The sequence below is a fragment of the Pseudonocardia acidicola genome (assembly GCF_012911935.1).
Taxonomy (GTDB): domain Bacteria; phylum Actinomycetota; class Actinomycetes; order Mycobacteriales; family Pseudonocardiaceae; genus Pseudonocardia; species Pseudonocardia acidicola.
The window spans coordinates 1-17,795 of record NZ_JAAXLA010000104.1 but is presented as its reverse complement, the minus strand read 5'-3'; the positions used below and the strand labels follow the sequence as shown (position 1 = coordinate 17,795).

At 71.8% G+C, this 17,795-nt stretch carries 20 protein-coding genes; 6 read left to right on the top strand and 14 right to left on the bottom strand.

All coding sequences use genetic code 11. The features are described from left to right. Positions 1-4: 4 nt before the first annotated feature. Positions 5-124, top strand: coding sequence for an SDR family oxidoreductase (locus HF526_RS36650; protein ID WP_275403969.1), 120 nt, complete (start codon positions 5-7; stop codon positions 122-124). A 109-nt stretch (positions 125-233) separates the two neighbouring features. Here the strand turns inward: HF526_RS36650 and HF526_RS31845 are convergent, their stop codons facing one another. The 3 genes from HF526_RS31845 to HF526_RS31835 form a co-directional block, all read right to left on the bottom strand. After that, on the bottom strand, positions 234-1,475 hold the full coding sequence (locus tag HF526_RS31845) for a cytochrome P450 (RefSeq protein ID WP_338051892.1): 1,242 nt from the start codon (positions 1,473-1,475) through the stop codon (positions 234-236). Positions 1,476-1,581: 106 nt separating this feature from the next. Further along, the gene (locus tag HF526_RS31840; protein ID WP_169385366.1) at positions 1,582-2,223 is read right to left on the bottom strand and encodes a TetR/AcrR family transcriptional regulator; all 642 of its coding nucleotides are present in this window, start codon (positions 2,221-2,223) and stop codon (positions 1,582-1,584) included. 3 nt (positions 2,224-2,226) lie between these two features. Next, positions 2,227-3,036: an enoyl-CoA hydratase/isomerase family protein gene (locus tag HF526_RS31835; RefSeq protein ID WP_169385365.1), complete on the bottom strand. Its 810-nt coding sequence runs from the start codon at positions 3,034-3,036 to the stop codon at positions 2,227-2,229. A gap of 159 nt (positions 3,037-3,195) precedes the next feature. On the opposite strand from HF526_RS31835, the gene HF526_RS31830 reads away from it, so the two are divergent. Beyond that, the gene (locus tag HF526_RS31830) at positions 3,196-3,828 is read left to right on the top strand and encodes a DUF5709 domain-containing protein (RefSeq protein WP_169385364.1); all 633 of its coding nucleotides are present in this window, start codon (positions 3,196-3,198) and stop codon (positions 3,826-3,828) included. Positions 3,829-3,894: 66 nt separating this feature from the next. Further along, positions 3,895-5,325, top strand: a complete 1,431-nt coding sequence (locus HF526_RS31825; protein ID WP_169385363.1) for an FtsW/RodA/SpoVE family cell cycle protein — start codon at positions 3,895-3,897, stop codon at positions 5,323-5,325. Between the two features lie 10 nt (positions 5,326-5,335). On the opposite strand, the gene HF526_RS31820 is transcribed toward HF526_RS31825, so the two are convergent. The 3 genes from HF526_RS31820 to HF526_RS31810 form a co-directional block, all read right to left on the bottom strand. After that, the gene (locus tag HF526_RS31820) at positions 5,336-6,370 is read right to left on the bottom strand and encodes a phosphotransferase (RefSeq protein WP_169385362.1); all 1,035 of its coding nucleotides are present in this window, start codon (positions 6,368-6,370) and stop codon (positions 5,336-5,338) included. After that, entirely contained in the window at positions 6,367-7,014 is a 648-nt protein-coding gene (locus HF526_RS31815) for a TetR/AcrR family transcriptional regulator (RefSeq protein ID WP_169385361.1), read from the bottom strand. The genes HF526_RS31820 and HF526_RS31815 overlap by 4 nt, the downstream gene beginning before the upstream one ends. Before the next feature lie 111 nt (positions 7,015-7,125). Next, complete coding sequence (locus tag HF526_RS31810; protein ID WP_169385360.1) at positions 7,126-8,217, bottom strand: LLM class flavin-dependent oxidoreductase; 1,092 nt, start codon at positions 8,215-8,217, stop codon at positions 7,126-7,128. A gap of 126 nt (positions 8,218-8,343) precedes the next feature. Between HF526_RS31810 and HF526_RS31805 the strand changes: the two genes are divergently transcribed. Continuing rightward, positions 8,344-8,754 (top strand): DUF5313 family protein, encoded by a 411-nt coding sequence (locus HF526_RS31805; RefSeq protein WP_169385359.1) that lies wholly within the window; start codon positions 8,344-8,346, stop codon positions 8,752-8,754. On the opposite strand, the gene HF526_RS31800 is transcribed toward HF526_RS31805, so the two are convergent. Both HF526_RS31800 and HF526_RS31795 read right to left on the bottom strand, forming a co-directional pair. Continuing rightward, complete coding sequence (locus tag HF526_RS31800; protein ID WP_169385358.1) at positions 8,732-9,148, bottom strand: SsgA family sporulation/cell division regulator; 417 nt, start codon at positions 9,146-9,148, stop codon at positions 8,732-8,734. The genes HF526_RS31805 and HF526_RS31800 overlap by 23 nt on opposite strands. A gap of 182 nt (positions 9,149-9,330) precedes the next feature. Continuing rightward, positions 9,331-9,891: a hypothetical protein gene (locus HF526_RS31795; RefSeq protein ID WP_169385357.1), complete on the bottom strand. Its 561-nt coding sequence runs from the start codon at positions 9,889-9,891 to the stop codon at positions 9,331-9,333. A gap of 201 nt (positions 9,892-10,092) precedes the next feature. Between HF526_RS31795 and HF526_RS31790 the strand changes: the two genes are divergently transcribed. Both HF526_RS31790 and HF526_RS31785 read left to right on the top strand, forming a co-directional pair. Continuing rightward, entirely contained in the window at positions 10,093-11,802 is a 1,710-nt protein-coding gene (locus tag HF526_RS31790) for an AMP-binding protein (protein ID WP_169385368.1), read from the top strand. Positions 11,803-11,973: 171 nt separating this feature from the next. Continuing rightward, entirely contained in the window at positions 11,974-12,228 is a 255-nt protein-coding gene (locus HF526_RS31785; RefSeq protein WP_169385356.1) for a hypothetical protein, read from the top strand. Positions 12,229-12,247: 19 nt separating this feature from the next. Here the strand turns inward: HF526_RS31785 and HF526_RS31780 are convergent, their stop codons facing one another. The 6 genes from HF526_RS31780 to HF526_RS31755 all read right to left on the bottom strand — a co-directional run bounded on the left by HF526_RS31780 (position 12,248) and on the right by HF526_RS31755 (position 17,711). Beyond that, positions 12,248-13,312: a branched-chain amino acid ABC transporter permease gene (locus HF526_RS31780; protein WP_169385355.1), complete on the bottom strand. Its 1,065-nt coding sequence runs from the start codon at positions 13,310-13,312 to the stop codon at positions 12,248-12,250. 17 nt (positions 13,313-13,329) lie between these two features. Then, positions 13,330-14,211, bottom strand: coding sequence for an ABC transporter permease subunit (locus tag HF526_RS31775; RefSeq protein ID WP_169385354.1), 882 nt, complete (start codon positions 14,209-14,211; stop codon positions 13,330-13,332). After that, entirely contained in the window at positions 14,208-14,933 is a 726-nt protein-coding gene (locus HF526_RS31770) for an ABC transporter ATP-binding protein (RefSeq protein ID WP_169385353.1), read from the bottom strand. The genes HF526_RS31775 and HF526_RS31770 overlap by 4 nt, the downstream gene beginning before the upstream one ends. Beyond that, positions 14,917-15,660: an ABC transporter ATP-binding protein gene (locus HF526_RS31765; protein WP_211178107.1), complete on the bottom strand. Its 744-nt coding sequence runs from the start codon at positions 15,658-15,660 to the stop codon at positions 14,917-14,919. The genes HF526_RS31770 and HF526_RS31765 overlap by 17 nt, the downstream gene beginning before the upstream one ends. Beyond that, the gene (locus HF526_RS31760) at positions 15,654-16,862 is read right to left on the bottom strand and encodes an ABC transporter substrate-binding protein (protein WP_169385351.1); all 1,209 of its coding nucleotides are present in this window, start codon (positions 16,860-16,862) and stop codon (positions 15,654-15,656) included. The genes HF526_RS31765 and HF526_RS31760 overlap by 7 nt, the downstream gene beginning before the upstream one ends. A gap of 210 nt (positions 16,863-17,072) precedes the next feature. After that, on the bottom strand, positions 17,073-17,711 hold the full coding sequence (locus HF526_RS31755) for a flavin reductase family protein (protein ID WP_169385350.1): 639 nt from the start codon (positions 17,709-17,711) through the stop codon (positions 17,073-17,075). Positions 17,712-17,795: the final 84 nt, after the last annotated feature.

The window sequence follows — 17,795 nt, the reverse complement described above, 5'->3', positions numbered from 1 at the left end:
TCCGCTGCGCCGGCTCGGGCATCCGGATGACATCACCCCGATGGTGCTGCTGTTGGCGTCTCCGCTGTCGTCCTGGACCACCGGTCAGGTGGTCTCGGTCAACGGCGGCTACGCGATGCCGTGAGCGGGGCCTGACCGGGCGGCGTGCGCCGGCGCGCGTCCGTAACGCCGAGCGCCGCCGAGCAGGAGGCGCTGTGGGCGTTGCGCGAGCGGCTCACCGGCGTGGCGCCGGGTCAGGCGCCGTCGCCCCAGCTCACCGGCAGCGTCTTCGGGCCGCGGACCAGCGCGCCGGTCTTCCACTCGATGTCCTCGGCCGGCACGGCGAGCCCCAGGTCGGGGAAGCCGCGCAGCAGCGCGCCCATCGCCACCTGCAGTTCCATCCGGGCCAGCTGCGCGCCCAGGCAGTGGTGCGGGCCGTGGCCGAAGCCCACGTGCGGGTTGGCCGACCGGTCCAGCACGAGTTCGTCGCCGTCGGAGAACACGGCGGGGTCGCGGTTGGCGCTGTGCACGGCGACCAGCACGGCGTCGCCCTTGCAGATCGTGACCCCGCCCAGCTCGAGGTCCTCGGTGGCGATCCGGGGGAAGCCCGCGCCGGCTCCGAGCGGGGTGAACCGCAACAGCTCCTCGACGGCCGGGGCCACGGCGGCCGGGTCGGCGCGCAGCGCGTCGGCGGCGCCGGGCCGGGTGAGCAGCTGGTAGGTGAAGTTGCCGATCTGGTTCATCGTGGTCTCGTGCCCGGCGATGAGGACCCCGATGCCGAGCCCGATCAGCTCGTCCTCGCTGAGCCGGTCGTGCTCGTCGCGGGCCACCACGAGCGCGCCGAGCAGGTCGTCGGTCGGTTCCGTGCGGCGGCGGGCGATCAGTTCCGCCATGTAGGCGATCATGTCGTCGCGGGCGCGCCGGCGTTCGCCCGGGGTGAGCGACGACGTGGACAACGCCGCGTCGGCCCCGGCGCGGAACACGCTGCGGTCCCCGGGCGGCACCCCCAGCAGCTCGCAGATGATCGTCACCGGTAGCGGCACCGCGAGGTGCTCCATGAGGTCGGCGGGGGAGCCGGCGGCGCGCATCCCGTCCAGCAGGTGCGCGGTCAGCTCCTCGGCGCGCGGACGCAACTGCTCGACCCGGCGTGCGGTGAACGCCTTGGCCACCAGGCGGCGCAGCCGGGTGTGCTCCGGCGGGTCCATGTTGAGAATGGAACTGGCCTCGTTGTCGATCTCCGGCCGCTGCCGCGGCACGTCGGCACCGACGACGGCGGCCCGGCTGAAGCGCGGGTCGGCCAGCACGGTGCGCACGTCGTCGTAGCGCACGGCCAGCCAGGCCTCGCCGCCGTACGGCAGCCGAACCCGGGACACGGGTTCGTCGCGGCGCAGGTCGCGGTAGATCACGTCGAGCTCGAGCCGGTCGGGGACGCCGAAGGGATAGTCCCGGGCGGCGGGGCAGTCCCCGGCCGCCGAGATGTCCGGTGTGTCGGCCACGGGCCTGATTGTCATCGGATCCCCCGATCCGTCCGAATCGTAAGCGCATGCTTACAAGCGACGGTAGGAACCGGCGGCTCCCGGTGTCAATCGGTGGCGATCGGCGTCAGTCCGGCGATGCCGGCCCCAGCAGCGTCGCCGCTGCACGCTGTACGTGCCGGCTGATGGCCTCGGAATCGGCGTCGGCCATCGGCTGGGTGCGCAGCACCGTGCGGAGCAGCCCGATCCCGAGCAGCCAGGCCAGCAGCAGGTCGGCACGCAGCGCCGCGTCGGCGGGGTCGTCGGTGGGGACCATGGCGGCGAACGCGCGGCCGTAACCCGCGCCGAGCTCGGCGCGGACGGTGGCAGCGGCCTCGGAGTTCCCGGCCGAGCGCAGCACCGAGAAGAACAGTTCGGCGCCGGACGTGTCCTCGGAGAGCATCGAGTCGAGGATGCGCCGCAGCAGTTCCTCGCGCGGGCCGGAGTTCAGCAGCTCCATCGCCTGCCCGGCGACCGCCTCCGCGAACAGCGCCTCCTTGTTGCCGAAGTGCCGGAACAGCAGCGCCTGGTTGACCCCGGCGCGGTCGGCGATCGCCCGCACCGTGGTCGCGTCGTAGCCCACCGTGGCGAACAGCTCCTGGGCCGCTTCCAGCAGCGCGCGCTTGGTCGCGGCCGAGTCCCGCGGTCGCGCCGGGCGGCCCGCGCGGGCCCCGCCGCCCTCCCCGGCCGGCGGGCCGGGCGCGGTCGTGTCGTGGTGGCCGGCGGCCATCGCTCAGCCTCCCGTGAAGTGCGGGTCGCGGCGTTCCAGCGAGGCCGCGACCCCCTCGGCGAAGTCGGCGGTGTCGCGCAGCCACAGCTGCTCGGCCGCCTCGTGGTCGGTGATCGCCGCGACCTCCTCGGCCAGCCCGGCCCGCATCGTCGCCCGGATGCTGCGCACGGCCAGCGGCGCCGCGGCGGCGATCTCGGCGGCCAGCCCGCACGCGCGCGAGCGGATCTCGCCGTCCGGCACGAGCCGGTCCACCAGCCCGAACCGGAAGGCCTCCTCCCCGCCCACCCGGCGGCCGGTGACGAGCATGTCCAGCGCGTGCTGGCGGCCGACGACCCGCGGCAGGCTGACCGACAGTCCGAAGCCCTGGTGCAGGCCGAGCCGGGAGAAGTTCGCGCAGAACCGGCTGCCCGGGCCGGCCACCCGGAAGTCCGCCGACACCGCGAGCCCGAACCCGCCGCCGATCGCGATGCCCTGCACCGCGGCGACCACCGGCGTCTGCACGGAGAACAGCCGCACGGCCTCGGCGTAGAGCGAGCCCGCGACGTCGGTGGAGATCTCCTCGGTGCGCTCGCCGTCGCCGCCGAAGTTGGCCCCGGCGCAGAAGTTGCGGCCCTCGCTGCACAGCACGATCGCGCGCACGTCCGGGTCGGCGTCCAGCTCGGCGTAGGCGCCGGCGAGGTCGCGGATGAGTGGCACGTCGAAGTAGTTGTGCGGCGGGCGGTGCAACTCGACGACGGCGAACCCCTCCGGCCTGCGGTCGACGGTGATCGGTGTCGTGCCGTTGCGGGTCTGCTGCGGCGCGGATGACGTCATCGGCTCCTCCTCGTGCGGTCAGCCGCGATCAGACCACATCCGGGCGACCGCTGATGTCCCGGAACGCGGCGAATGCCGACCGACCACCCGGACCGGTGTGCGCACGGGGGTCTGCGGGTACGGGCCAAGTGCACCCGATGATCGAGAGGATCACACCTGATGGCCCAGCGTGACCACGAGGACCGGCCCGACGCCCCTGACATGGCGGAGGCTCTGCAGCTGGACACCGACGAGACGCTGACCGGCCCGTCCGACGCCGACGCACTCGACGCCGGCTACGTGCCCCCGGACCGCCCCTACGGGCTCGACGACGACGCGGTGACCGCGGCCGGGCAGCGTCGCGGGCAGTCCCTGGACGACCGGCTGCGCCGCGAGCGCCCGGACACCCCCGAGCCGGGGGACACCACCCGCTCGGGCCGGCTGGCGGCGGCCGGCGCCGGCGTGACCGGGGAGCCGGGGGAGGACACCGGCGCGGTCGACGTCGGGATCGACGGTGGCGCCGCATCGGCCGAGGAGGCTGCCGTGCACGACGTGGAAGCCGGCATCGAGCCGGTCGTCGACGACACCCCGATGGAGGACCCGGAGGTCGCCGACGGCCTCGACACCGGACCTCGGGCCGACCGGGCCGAGCGCGACGCCGCCCGGGACGCCGCCGCGGACGGGGACCCGATCGCCGGCTGGGACCGCGACCACCGCACCGGCGCCGAGCGCATCGACGCCACCCCGGACGCCGCCGGGGCGGCCGCACCGGCATCCGGCCGTACCGACGCTGGGCCGAACGGAGTCAGCTGACTGCCGCTGACTGCTCCGTCCGGGAGGCGGAGGCAGGGGGCGGCTGCGCCGCAGTACCGTCACGGCATGGCAGCAGTCGCCCCCGAGGCGCCCCCACGGCCCGCGCAGCCGTCGCGGCGCGGGGTGGAGTTGCTGCTCCTGGTCTTCGCCGCCGGACTCGTGACGGCGGCGCTCGTGCTCGTCGAGGCCGACCAGGACCAGCAACTCTCCCCGCAGCTCGGCTACCTCGGCCTGGGATACCTCGCCCTGTTCGCGGTGGCCCATGTGGTGGTGCGGCGCACCGCCCCGTACGCCGACCCGTTGATCCTGCCGGCCGTGGCCCTGCTCAACGGGCTGGGCCTGGTGATGATCCACCGGCTGGACCTCGCCGGCGTCGTGCGCGCCACCGAACTCGGCAAGGCGATACCGTCCGCCGACGCGCCCAAGCAGATGGCGTGGACGGCGGTGTCGGTGGTGCTGCTCGGGATCGCGCTCTGGCGGATCCGGGATCACCGTTCGCTCTCCAAATACGCCTACACGCTCGGGCTCGGCGGCCTCGTGCTGCTCGTGCTGCCGGGCATCCTGCCGGCGAGCATCTCGCAGGTCAACGGGGCCAAGCTGTGGCTGCGGCTGGGCCCGTTCTCCATCCAGCCCGGCGAGTTCGCCAAGATCATGATCATCGTCTTCGTGGCGGCGTTCCTGGTCTCCAAGCGCGAGCTGTTCCAGACCGCGGGCCGCCACATCCTCGGCATGGATCTGCCACGGCTGCGCGACCTCGCGCCGCTGTTGGTCGCCTGGGGTCTCGCGATCGGCGTGCTGAGCCTCGAACGCGAGCTCGGCGCCTCACTGCTGATCTTCGGGGTCGTGCTGGCGATGGTCTACACGGCCACCTCGCGGCTGTCCTGGGTGATCATCGGCCTGCTGTTCTTCGCCGGCGGCTCCGTGCTGTCCTACTTCGCATTCGCCCACGTCCGGACCCGCGTGGAGGTCTGGATGGACCCGGGCGCGAACTTCCTCAGCGCCGGCTACCAGGTCTCGCAGTCGCTGTTCGGCCTCGGCACCGGCGGGATGGGCGGCACCGGACTCGGCGAGGGCCGCCCGGATCTGGTCCCGCTCGCCAACGCCGACTTCATCGCCTCCGGGATCGGCGAGGAGCTGGGACTCTTCGGGCTCACCGCAGTGCTCGTGCTCTACCTGCTGCTCATCATCCGGGGGCTGAAGACCGCGCTGGTGTGCCGCGACGCGTTCGGGACGCTGCTGGCGACAGGGCTGGCCGCGACGATCGGGTTGCAGGTGTTCATCGTCGTCGGCGGGATCACCAACCTGATCCCGGAGACCGGGCTGACCACCCCGTTCCTGTCCTACGGGGGGTCGTCGCTGCTGGCCAACTACGTGCTGGTCGCGCTGCTGCTGCGGATCTCCGACGCGGCCGGGCGGCCGGTCGCCACCCCGCGGCGACCCGCGGTGCCGATCGCCGACGCGGCGACCGAGATGGTGGCCCGGCCCGAAGGGGCGTGAGGTCGGGCGGTCAGCGGGTCGCGTCGTCCTCGGCCAGGAAGCGCAGGCCGCTGCGGAACAGCGCGCTGATCGACAGGGCGAACCGCTCCCAGCTCTCGTCGATCCGCTTGCCGCTGCGGTGCAGCCGCACGTTGAGCACCGAGATCGCGCCGAAGCGGTAGCAGGCGAGCGCCCGGAAAAAGCCGAACCGGTCGGTGGAGCGTCCGGACGCCTGCTCGTAGCGTTCGCGCAACCACGCCGGGTCGGCGACGACGCGCATGTGCCCGGCGTGGGTCGGATCCCAGCTGCCGGGGTCGGTGAAGGTGACGAGCCAGCCCAGGTCGAGCAACTGGGCACCGACGCCGGCGATCTCCCAGTCGACGATCGCCGAGAGGGTGCCCGCGGCGTCGTAGAGCACGTTGTTGGTGTGGTAGTCGCCGTGGAAGATCCCGACGGCCGGGTCTGCGGGCAGCGCGGCGAGCAGCGCGTCGCGCAGGGCCTCGCCGTCGCGCTTCCAGGCGGGGTCGTCGGCGCGGTCGAGCAGCGGCGCCCAGAACGCGATCTCGTCGGGAAGCGCCCGCGGTGGCTCCCAGCCGGCCGGCGCCGGTACCGCGTGCACGGCGGCGAGCGCATCGACGGCCTGCCCGAGGTAGGGGAGCGGGTCGACGCGATCGTCCGGTGCCACGCTCAGCGCCGGCACGGTCATGTGCAGCGGCAGCGCGTCGAGCCGGTCCTGGATCAGAGCGTCGGTGCCGAACCAGCGCGGGTCGTCGGTGGCGAACCGGACCGCGGCCACGGGCACCCCGCCCGCACCCAGCGCCCGCAGCAGCGGAACCTGGCGCAGCACGTCGGTGTTGCCGCGGCGGCGCACCCCCGGCGGGGCCAGCCGGATCACCAGCGGCAGCACGCCGCCCGGCGCGGTGGCCGTCCGTACGTCGCAGCCGAAGCTCAGACCGGCGTTGCCCGGCATCGGCCAGGCGTCCCCGACCGTGGCGCCCGGGTCGATCACCGCCCGCGCCCACTCCTGGGCCGCCGCGGTGATCTGCTCGGGACCGATGGCGCTCAACGGGCCTCCGCCGCGGCCGGGGCGCTGCGGTGCGCCTGGGCCAGCCCGGAGACGACCATCTCGACGTACCGGTCGCTCAGCTCGTCGATCGTGTAGCGGCCGTCCGGGGAGAACCACTCGTTCAGGCCGTTGATCATATCGAGGACGGCGAGGGTGGTCAGCCGCGGATCGGCGCAGGCGAACTCGCCCGCGGCCACCCCCGCGGCGATGAAGTCGGCGATCCGGTGCTGGTAGTAGCGCCGGTCGACCTGCACCTGCTCGAGTGCGGCGGGGGACAGCGCGCGCAGCTCCCGGGTGGCCAGCCACCACGCGTCGCGGTCGTTCCAGATGTGCAGGATGTGTGCGCGCACGAGGGCGCCGAGACGGTCGGCGTAGCTGCCCGGCCCCTCCAGCAGCGGCAGGTACTCGGCGATGAGGTCCCGGTTGACCCGGAAGACCACCTGCAGCAGCAACTCCTCCTTGGAGCGGAAGTGGTGGTAGAGCGACGCCGCGCGGATGTCGGCGGCCTCCGCGATCATCCGCATGCCGACGGCGTGGTAGCCGCGTTCGCGGAACAACCGGCCGGCCACCGTGGCCAGCTGGGCGCGGCGGCCACCCGGGCCGGGCCGGGTCGGGTCCTCGCGGCGGGCCGGTAGCTCGTGCATCGGGCGCACCTTCCTTCGACCTGTGAGCGGCGAGTGGTGCCGGCGCGCCACTCACCGCGCACGAGGGACGCTACCCAGTGTCCGGCGCCCGGCCCCGCGCGGTCGGCGGGCTCAGGCCGCAACGCCTGCCTGCACACCCAACTTGTGCAGCTCGGGGACGACCTTCTCGCCGAACAGCTGGAGACTGGCCCGGACCTTGTCGAACGGCAGCCCGGCGAACGACGGCGCGATGCTCGGCTGGTGATCGCCCAGTACCTCGAGGCGGTACCGGTACTTCTCGACGATCTGTTCCGGGGTGCCCCAGATCTGAGTGTCGGCGTAACCGGCGCCGGCGGCCTCCATGCCCGCCTCGCGGATCATGTCCGCGCCGACCTGGTAGGCCTCGTAGCCCTTCGTCCGCCGCCAGTGCGAGCCGGCGAAGTCGTAGTGCTTGATGACCGACAGGAAGTACCGGCTCAGGTACTCCCGCGCCGTCCGTTCGGCGATCTCGGGGTCCTCGTGGCAGTACACGAAGTCCTGGGTGAGCACGGGGCCCGGCTCGGTGCCGTGGGTCTCCCGGTAGACCTCGCGGTACTTGTTGATCGACTCGGCGTGCAGCTCGGCCGGGTACTGCATGAACGTCATCATCCGGGCGCCCAGCCTGGCCACCGCGGGGACCGAGTCCGGCGACATCGCCACGCCGTAGATCCGGTCCTTCCAGTCGTAGGCGGGGTTCGGACCGGGGCGCACGTCCACCCTGGGCTGGCGGTAGATCGGGCCGTCGTTCTCCACGTGGCCGTTGCGCAGGCCGCGGATGATCATCTCGGCGGCCTCGTCGAACTTCTCCCGGGACCGGTTCATGTCCTCGCGGAAGCCCTCGTACTCCATCTTCGCCAGACCGCGGCCCATGCCGAGGATGACGCGGCCCTGGGAGAGGTGGTCGAGCATGGTGACCTTCTCGACGACGCGCAGCGGGTCGTTCCAGGGCAGGATCACCGCGCCGGTACCGAGCTTGATCCGGCTGGTCCGGGCGGCGAGGTAGGACATCAGCTGCAGGTTGTCGGGGCACATCGAGTAGTCGTCGAAGTGGTGCTCGGCGGCCCACACCGAGTCGAAGCCGTACTCCTCGGCGAGGACGCCCAGCTCGGCCTCCTGCATGAACATCTCGCCGTCGCTCATGTTCTCGTGCCAGTTCTGGAAGACCAGCAGTACACCGACCTGCATGCGAGTTCCTCCCCTGTGAGGTGATGACGGCAGTCGCGGCCCTAACGACTGTTAGGGCCGGGACGGTAGTGGTCTGGATCACACATCGTCAAGGGGGAGTGGGTCGACCGCGACTAGACTCCGCGGATGGTCGTCTATCGGCCAGGTCCGATCCGCTGGCTGTGGTACGCGATGGGTGGCGGACTGCCACTGCGCTACCGGCGCTGGGTGCTGCACGACCTCACCTGCCGGACCTGGCCACTGCGCCATCTCGTGCGGCTGCTCGTGCAACTGATTCCGGCTGCGGTGGTGATCGTGCTGGTCGTTCCCGGGCCGCTGTGGATCGCGCTGATGGCGATCGCGGGCGGCGGGCTGGTGGGTCTGATGTACGCGTGTGCCTTCATGTACGAGGCCACCGAGGGCCGGGCGACGAAGGCCGGCTATCCCGGTGGCACCGCAGCGCTGATCCGGAACGAGCGGGACGAGAGCAGGCGGATCGCGGCCGAGGAGTTCTACGCCGCGCTACCGCCCGACATCACTCCGCGCAACTCTGAGTGATCTTTGCGATCTCCTCGTCCAGGTCCATCCGGCTGATCTCGTCACCCAGCGCGACCAGCTCGATGCTCGAGTCGATGAAGTGCTGGAGCAGGTCCCGGTCGACCTCGAGGACGGCCCGGCCGTCGGTCGAGCGGATCTCGATCTCCACGATGTCGTAGCCCTGGACCACCTGCGGGCTCATCCGGATGTCGCCGTAACCGGCCGGCCCGGACAGTCCCTCGACCACCAGATCGCGGGCGACCAGCCACTCGACCCACCGATCGTGCCTGGTCCGGACGGCGAGCGTGACGGCGAACGGGTCCGTCGCGCTGTAGGTCCATCGGGTCACGACCGGCGCGGGCTGCCCGTGCAGCACGGTGAACATGTCCTGCTGGACCGAGTCGCTGGTCGTCATCGTCGCCCCCTGGGCATCTGCGCTGTCCGTGTTCGTGCAGCGTCATGGAGAAGATCGCCGCGGGGTCCCGGAACGCTGCACTTCGGCCGCGTGTTCACCCTAACAGGTGATGCACTCCATACGTCCAAGCGGTGGACAGCGGGTTCACCCGGAGGGTCGTACCGGCGCCTGCAGCGCGGAGCTCAGGACCGCTGCGCAGCGGTCACCACCCAGATCCCGGTCGGGCCGGTACGGCCGGGCTGGGTGAGGGTCACGGTGGCGCGGCCGCCCTGGGCATCGGTCACGACGACAGTGTTCCCGTTCACCGGGCCGGCCTCCGGCGCGCGCCAGTCGTACGTCGCGGCGGCGAAGTTCACCGCCACCTCGGCGGGGTCGAGCAGCCAGGGCTGCGCCCCGCCGTCCACCTGGGCTTGCAGCGGCGCGACCTTGGCGCGGTCGGTGACCGGCCACAGCAGCGCGGCGCCGGGCCGGGTCTCGGTGCCGCCACCGGTACCGCCGGGCGAGCCCCCCGAGTGCCGCGGAGTGATCGTGGCGCCGGAGCCGTGCGGTGCGGTCGTCACCGGCGGCGCGGTGGTGGTGGGCTCCGGGGAGACCGTGGTGCTCGGGGTGGTGCTCGGGGTGGCGCTCGGCGACGCGGGGACGCTCGGGGCGCTGCCGGGGGAGTCGGCGCCCCCGCAGCCGGCCAACAGGCCGGTGAGCAGGACGAGAGCCACGACGTGCAGGGGCCGCTGCTGCGCGATCACGGCGGCAGGGTAGTTCGCGCCGGACCCGCGTGGGGTCGTCCGCGTCGGCACGTCCGGGTGGGCTCGCCGACCGGCCCCGACCCAGGTGGGCTGATCCGACCCGGTGAAGGTCGGCGCCGGGCCGCCATCACGCGTCCGTGTGCGGACCGGCCGTCGTTAGGGTGCCCGCAGCAGAGTGGCGACAAGGTTGGCGAGGTGGCAATGAGCGACGACGGCAGCACCGGGGCACAGGCCTTCTACCGGGCCCGTGACTTCCTGCTTGCGCACCGCGAGGACTACGACACCGCCTACCGCGACTTCCGCTGGCCCGAACTGGACGAGTTCAACTGGGCCCTCGACCACTTCGACGCCGTCGCCGCCGACCCGCAACGCGGCGCCCGGCGCGCGCTGTGGATCGTCGAGAGCGACGGCTCCGAGGCGTACTGGACGTTCGCCGAGCTCTCCGAGCGCTCCAACCGGGTCGCGAACTGGCTGCGCGCTCGCGGGGTCGCTCGCGGGGACCGGATCATCCTCATGCTCGGCAACCAGCTCGAGCTGTGGGAGACCCTGCTCGCGGCGATGAAGCTCGGCGCGGTCGTCATCCCGGCCACCACGCTGCTCAACGCCGCCGACCTGCGCGACCGGGTGGGCCGCGGCAACGCGAAGCACGTCATCGCCGGCGCGGCCGACGCCGGCAAGTTCGACGACGTCGCCGGCGACTACACCCGGATCGCGGTCCGCGGCGCACCGGAGGGCTGGCACGACTACACCGACGCCTACGACGCCTCCACCGTCTTCACGCCGGACGGCGTGACCAGGGCGAGCGACACGTTGCTGCTGTACTTCACCTCCGGCACCACGGCCAAGCCCAAGCTGGTCGAGCACACCCATGTGTCCTATCCGGTCGGCCACCTGTCCACGATGTACTGGATCGGGCTCGAGCCGGGCGACGTGCACCTGAACATCTCCTCGCCGGGCTGGGCCAAGCACGCGTGGAGCAACGTGTTCGCGCCGTGGATCGCCGAGGCCTGCGTGCTGGTGATGAACTACGCCCGCTTCGACGCCGAGAGCCTGCTCGGCGTGATCGACCGCTGCGGGGTGGACAGCTTCTGCGCCCCGCCGACCGTGTGGCGGATGCTGATCCAGGCCGAACTGAGCGGGCTGGCGAACCCGCCGAGCAAGGTCGTCGGTGCGGGCGAGCCACTCAACCCCGAGGTGATCGAGCAGGTCGAGAAGGCCTGGGGTGTCCGGATCCGGGACGGGTTCGGCCAGACCGAGTCGAGCGTGCAGATCGGCAACTCACCCGGCCAGCCGATCAAGCCGGGTTCGATGGGCCGCCCGATCCCGGGCTACCACGTCGAGCTGATCGACCCGGCGACGGGGGAGAAGGCCGAGGAGGGCGAGATCTGCCTCGACCTGGCCCGCCGCCCGATGGGCCTCATGGTCGGCTATGCCGGGGACCCCGAGCGCAACGCCGAGGCCATGGCCGGCGGGTACTACCACACCGGCGACGTCGGGTCCCGGGACGCGGACGGCTACATCACCTACGTCGGCCGCGCCGACGACGTGTTCAAGGCCAGCGACTACCGGATCTCCCCGTTCGAACTGGAGAGCGTGCTCATCGAGCACCCGGCGGTGGCCGAGGCGGCGGTCGTCCCGTCGCCGGACCCGGTGCGCCTCGCCGTCCCGAAGGCCTACGTGGTGCTGGCCGCCGGCTACGAGGCGGACGCCGACACCGCCCGGTCGATCCTGGAGTTCGCGCGGGACAACCTCGCGCCCTACAAGCGGATCCGCCGTCTGGAGTTCGCCGAACTGCCCAAGACCATCTCGGGCAAGATCCGCCGGGTGGAGCTGCGCGGCCGCGAGGGTGAGCTGCACGGCGCGGACGGCCCGGACGGCGCCGCGACCCCGGCCGGCGAGTTCACTCTCTGACGGGGACGCCCGGGCCGGCCCGATGCCGGCCCGGGCGCTACCGGATCGTCGACGAACGGTCCGAGGTCACAGCAGCGGGGCGCACGAGCGCCGGTCGCTGAATCGATGCCGTTCGCCGCGCGCGCCGGCGGACAGGGACTGCCCGGAAGCGGCGGGCAGGTTGGAGGAACTGTGACCGACTTCCACATGCCGGGCGCCGGCCCGGGGCCTGCGGGCGCCGGCCCGATGGCCGACGTGCTCGCCGACATGCCCGAGGTCTGGGGCCGGCTGCTCGCCGAGCACATCCCGGACCGGCTGGGCCGCTGCACGGCCTGCCGCAACGTCAGCGGCTCGGGTGTGCGGTGGCCGTGCACGCTGCAGCAGATCGCGGTCGCGGCGCGGGTGCTGTACGAGCGTGGGCGCAGAAGGACGGTCGGCGGCTCGTAGCGGCGGGCACAAGGAGTGGTCACGGGGTCGTCTCCCCGATCGCCTCGCCGCCGGAGGTGACCTCGGTCGGCCGGGACGTCGCGCGTGCCGGGCGCCGACCGGGCCGGCGCGGCAGCCGGATCTCGCGCCCGCCGGTGATCCCGGACGGGCGACGCAGCAGCATCGCCACCAACAGCAGGCCCAGGATCACGTTCTGCATGCCCGGTCGGGGCGTGATCTGGACCAGGCCGAGCACGTCACCGGCCTCGGCCCGGCGCAGGGTCTCCGACAACACGGAGACGACCACCGCACCGAGCACGGCGCCGGTGAGCGAGTCCGCGCCGCCGATCACCAGCATGGTCAGAACGAGGAACGTGTAGTTCAGGTAGAACACGTCCGGCGTCACAGAGCCGAGGAAGAGCGCGAACAGCGCGCCGCCGACGCCGGTGAAGAACGCACTGATCACGAACGCGATCCCGCGCTGCAGCGGTACCGAGATGCCGGCCGAGGCCGCGGCGACCGGGTCGTCCTTCGACGCCCGCAGCCGCTTGCCGAACGGCGAGCGCTGATAGCACCAGGCCGCCACGATGGCGACGCTCGCCCAGGCCAGCGCTGTGGGCAGGGTCGTGCTCGACGGGATCGCCGACAGGCCCTTGCGGCCTCTGGTCACACTGTCCCAGCTCGCCGCGACGACGCTCACCGAGATCAGCAGGGACACCGTCGCCAGGCCGGCGGTCAGCCCGTCGATCCGGGACAGCGGCACGGCCAGCACCACCGCGACGGCGGCGGCGAGCACCCCGCCGACCAGCACGGCCACCGGTGGCGCGGCCGTCAGCGTCCGCACCAGCGCGGGCGCGTCGGCCAACAGCTGGGCCTTGCGGACCACCGGCATCACCAGGAGCCCGGCTGTATAGGCGCCGATCGCGGCGAAGCCGAGATGGCCGAACGAGTACACGCCCGAGTTGCCCACGAAGACGTACAAGCCGACGACCAGCACGATGTTGATCACGGCGACGACGACGGTCCGCTGCAGCGACGCCGGGCCGTGGGCCGCGCCGAGAGCGAGCGCCACCACGCCGAGCGCCAGCACCAACGGGACGGACATCCAGCGCAGCAGGCGGATCAAATCCGCACCCCCTCGGTCGTGGCCACCAGTCCCTGCGGCCGCAGGACCAACAGCGCGGCGACGGCGGCGAACAGGATGGCGTCGCGGAACGGCTTGACCTCGAGCGGCAGGAACGACTGCAGCAGCTGGCCGGCGACGCCCAGGACCAGTCCGCCGATCGCGGCCCCGCGCAGGCTGGACAGGCCGCCGACCACGGCCGCGATGAGGCCGAAGAGCACGGCGTCGACGCCGAAGCCCGGCGTGACCGTGCCGCTGGCCGCCAGCAGGAACAGCGCCGCCGCGGCCGCCAGCACACCACTGATCGCGAAGGCCATGCTGATCACCCGGTTGGTCCGGACGCCCATCAGCCGGGCGGTGCGCACGTCCGCGGCCGCCGCCCGCATCTGCAGGCCGAGCGTCGTCTTGGTCAGGAACAACGACAGCGCACCGGCGAGCAGCACGGTGACCACCACGACGGCGATGTCGAGCTTCGGTAGGTAGACCGTGCCGAAGGAGAAGCTCTCGCGCAGCGCGGGATGGACGTCGGCGGCGGCGGGCAGGGTGCCGAAGACGGCCTCGGCGAGGCTGGACAGCGTGATCGTGACGGCGAACGACGTCACCAGCAGCGTCGCCGGGTCGGCCCCGCGGATCGCACGGAACGCGACCAGCTCGACCAGGACCGCGGCGGCCACGCAGGCCGCGACCGTGATGAGCGCCCGCAACGGGAGCGGCAGGCCGGCCGTCAGGACCAGCGCGTACCCGCCGATCATGATCAGGCTCGAGTGCGCGAAGTTGACCAGTCGAAGGATGCCGAACACCATCGCGACGCCGAGTGCGTACAACGCGTACAGGCACCCCAGGTTCAGCGCGTCGATCGAGTACTGGATCAGCGAGCTCACCTCGACAGCTCCTCGACGGTTGCGCCCAGGTACTCGCTGGCCAGTGCGGCTGCTCCGCCGAGATCCTCGGCCGTGCCCGATCTGACCGCCCGGCCCGAGCGCAGCACGTGGGACCGGTCGGCCAGCGCCACTGCACGCGTCGCGTTCTGTTCGACGAGCAGCACGGTCATGCCGCTGCCGCGCAGCTCGGCGATGGTGTCGAACACGGCGTCGACGAGCAGCGGGGCCAGGCCGAGCGACGGCTCGTCGAGCAGCAGCAGCCGCGGTCGGCTCAGCAGCGCCCGCGCGATCGCCAGCTGCTGCTGCTCGCCGCCGGAGAGGTATCCGGCCTGCTGGCCGTAGCGCTCGCGCAGGATCGGGAAGCGGTTCAGCTCCCGCTCCACGTCGTGGCGGACCGCGCGCCGGTCCCGGCGGATCGTCGCCCCCAGTGCCAGGTTCTCCGCCACGGTCAGGGACACGAAGATGTTGCGCCCCTCTGGGACGAGCGCAACGCCCCGGCGGACCGCCTCCTCCGGCCGGAGGCCGACGAGGGACTCACCGTCGAACAGGATCCGGCCGGCCGCCGGTGCGACGAGCCCGCTGACGGCGGCGAGGGTGGAGGACTTCCCGGCGCCGTTGGGCCCCACCAGCGCCACGAGCTCGCCCTCGGCGACCGACACCGACAGCGCCTGCACGGCCGTGATCCCCCCGTAGCGGACGCTGAGGTCAGCGATCTGCAACATCGAGCACCTCCCGGTCCGCCCGGTCGCGCCCCAGATACGCCTCGATCACCGCGGGATCGCGGCGCACACTGGCCGGGTCACCCACGGCGAGGAGCAGGCCGTGGTCGATCACCTGCAACCGGTGACACAGTCGCATGATCAGTCGCAGGTCGTGCTCGATGACCATGAGGCCACAGGAGAACCTCTCCGGCAGTCCGGCGAGCAGTTCCAACAGCCCGTCGCTCTCGTCCTCGTTCAACCCGGCCGCCGGTTCGTCGAGGAGCACGTAACGGGCACCCGTGACCAGGATCCGGGCGATGCCCAGCCGTCGTTCGGTGCCGTAGGGCAGCGACCCGGCGCGCATCGCGGACAGCTGCGACATCCCGAACCAGTCGAGGACGTCCTCGACCATCCCCCGGACCTTCCGCTGGCCGATGCCGAGACCCAGCCCGACGACCTCGACGTTCTCGTAGACGCTCATCTCCGGGAACAGCCGTACGTTCTGGAAGGTCCGGCGAACGCCGTTGCGGCTGCGCCGAACGGGCGACCACCCCGTCATGTCGACGCCGTCGACGAGCAGGCGCCCGGTGCACCGCTGGAATCCGGTCAGCGCGTTGACCAGCGTGGATTTCCCGGCCCCGTTCGGCCCGATGAGACCGAGGATCTCCCCGCGGTGCAGTTGCAGGTCCACATCGTCGAGCGCCTGCAGTCCGGCGAACTGCACGGAGATGCCCGTCGCCGTCAGCACGGCGCGCCACCGGGCACATCGGTCAGCCGTACGTCCTTCTGGACCACCGCGGGCTTGCCTGCGGTGTACTGGATGACCAGCTGTGGCCGGAAGGAGGGGATGTGGCATGTCGGGGTGTAGGTGGTCGGCCCGAGAAGCAGGTCCTCGTCGGTGAACGTGTCGAGTTTCGCCGCGACGGCCTTGCTGTCGGTCGTGCCGGCCCGCTCGATCGCCCTCGCGAGCGCCTGCACGCTGGAGTAACCCGTCAGCGGGTAGAACGCGCTGGCCGCGGGCTTACCGGTCTCCTGCTGGACGCGCTGGAAGAACTCATTGCGTGCGGTGATCGGGTCATCGCCGTACATCGAGGCGGTGACCGGGACGTAGAAATTGCTGAGGTCCGGGACGGCGTCGAGCCAGTAGGTTCCGTCGAATGCCTGGGTACCGACCATCGGCAGGGTGATCCCGGCCGCCCGGATCTGCCGGATCAGGGTCGCGCCACCCGGTGGATAGCTGGCGATGACGACGAGGTCGGCGCCTGACTTCTGAATGTCCGCGATCTGCGAGGCAGCCGACTGGTCGCCGTTCTGATAAGTGTCTTCCCCGGCGGTCCCGCCGCCCAGCTCCCGCCACTTCTTGGTGAAGTACTGGCCGTCCACCTGGCTGTACTCGAGGCCGGTGTCGGTGATGACGAAGGGCTTCCGATAGCCCTTGGAGAATGCCCACTGCGCCATCGTCGACCCCTCGGCGGGGGAGGCCTGGTGCAGGTTGTAGGTCATCGGGCCCGTGCCGTCGTAGCCGAACAGGGGCCCACCGGCGCAGCCGATCGCGATGATGTTCTGGTCGTTCGCGGTGCGTGCCGCCGGGCCCCCGATGTCGTAGTCACACGACGGCACGACGAACTGCGCGCCCTTCTCGATCACTTCCTGAGCCGCCGATTGGATCTTCGTCGGATCCGACTCGTTGTTCGTCGTGATCAGCTCGAGTTGGCGGCCGAGGACACCGCCCTTGGCGTTGATGTCCTCGATCGCCATCTTCATGCCCTGCTCAACAGGCAGATCGAAGACCGACATGAATCCGGTCATCCCCGCGGTGTGCCCGATGACGATCGGGCCGGAGTTCGATCCGGTACCCGATTGAGCGGCAGCGCTGCACCCTGCTGCGAGCGCAATTCCGACCCCGACCGATAGTGCGCGAATAGCAGTATGCCGCCGTCGGATGCGCATCAGTATTTCTCCCTCGCCAGGCGTTCGAGCCTCGGATGTGGGCGGAATACTATGTTCGCTCGACCGGGTGACCTATGGTCGGAGTGACGGAAGATGATCGTCCATTTGTGCAGGTGGAACAAAGTCTTACGGTCAGGTAACGGCGACGTTGCCGCCTTCGGCGCCGGTGCCGGCGTCGGAGTTCCGCCCTGCCCGACCGGGGCGGGAGCGTCAGCCCGTGGGCGGGGTGTAGTGCCCCGGCCACTGCTCGTGCGGAATGCGGGTGATCTCCAGGACCTTGCCGATCGTCGACCACTCGTTGCGGCCCAGCCGGGCGAGTGGGCGGAGCCGGTCGATCGCGGGCAGGCTGTTGCCGCGTTCGTCGGTGACGAACACGTCGGAGTCGATCGCCGCGTGCAGCACCCGGCCGATCACCACCGTCGAGTCGCCGAGCTCGATGTCGCGCTCGAGCCGGCACTCCAGCGCCACCGGCGACTCCGCGACCCGCAACGGCGCGACGGTGCGGCTCGGTTCGGTCGTCAGCCCCACCGCGGAGAACTCGCTGATCTCGGCGGGGAAGTTCGTACCGGTCGCGTTGATCTGCTCGAACATCGGCTCGCCTGCCAGGTTCACCACGAACTCACCGGTCTCGCGCACGTTGCGCAGCGAGTCCTTGGTGCCGACCGAGGTGAACTGGACCATCGGCGGGTCGACGCAGGAGACGGTGAAGAACGAGTGCGGGGCCAGGTTGTCGACCCCGGACGCCGAGCGGGTGGAGACCCAGGCGATCGGGCGGGGGACCACCACCGAGGTCAGCAGCTTGTAGAACGAGCCGGCGCCCAGCTCGTCGGGGTCCAGGTCGGTACGCATGTGGTCGATCATCCTCCGCCGCCGCGTACGGTGCCCGCCATGGCGGTGCGGACGGGGTCGGCGCGGGGGCGGGCACCGTACGCG

Bases quoted from the DNA above. Each gene is read 5' to 3' on its own strand.
- HF526_RS31825 (WP_169385363.1), top strand. From the start codon at position 3,895: ATGGCAGCAGTCGCCCCCGAGGCGCCCCCACGGCCCGCGCAGCCGTCG.
- HF526_RS31830 (WP_169385364.1), top strand. From the start codon at position 3,196: ATGGCCCAGCGTGACCACGAGGACCGGCCCGACGCCCCTGACATGGCG.
- HF526_RS31790 (WP_169385368.1), top strand. From the start codon at position 10,093: ATGAGCGACGACGGCAGCACCGGGGCACAGGCCTTCTACCGGGCCCGT.
- HF526_RS31770 (WP_169385353.1), bottom strand. From the start codon at position 14,933: ATGTTGCAGATCGCTGACCTCAGCGTCCGCTACGGGGGGATCACGGCC.
- HF526_RS31815 (WP_169385361.1), bottom strand. From the start codon at position 7,014: ATGCACGAGCTACCGGCCCGCCGCGAGGACCCGACCCGGCCCGGCCCG.
- HF526_RS31810 (WP_169385360.1), bottom strand. From the start codon at position 8,217: ATGCAGGTCGGTGTACTGCTGGTCTTCCAGAACTGGCACGAGAACATG.
- HF526_RS31840 (WP_169385366.1), bottom strand. From the start codon at position 2,223: ATGGCCGCCGGCCACCACGACACGACCGCGCCCGGCCCGCCGGCCGGG.
- HF526_RS31800 (WP_169385358.1), bottom strand. From the start codon at position 9,148: ATGACGACCAGCGACTCGGTCCAGCAGGACATGTTCACCGTGCTGCAC.
- HF526_RS31755 (WP_169385350.1), bottom strand. From the start codon at position 17,711: ATGCGTACCGACCTGGACCCCGACGAGCTGGGCGCCGGCTCGTTCTAC.
- HF526_RS31805 (WP_169385359.1), top strand. From the start codon at position 8,344: ATGGTCGTCTATCGGCCAGGTCCGATCCGCTGGCTGTGGTACGCGATG.
- HF526_RS31780 (WP_169385355.1), bottom strand. From the start codon at position 13,312: ATGTCCGTCCCGTTGGTGCTGGCGCTCGGCGTGGTGGCGCTCGCTCTC.
- HF526_RS31760 (WP_169385351.1), bottom strand. From the start codon at position 16,862: ATGCGCATCCGACGGCGGCATACTGCTATTCGCGCACTATCGGTCGGG.
- HF526_RS31835 (WP_169385365.1), bottom strand. From the start codon at position 3,036: ATGACGTCATCCGCGCCGCAGCAGACCCGCAACGGCACGACACCGATC.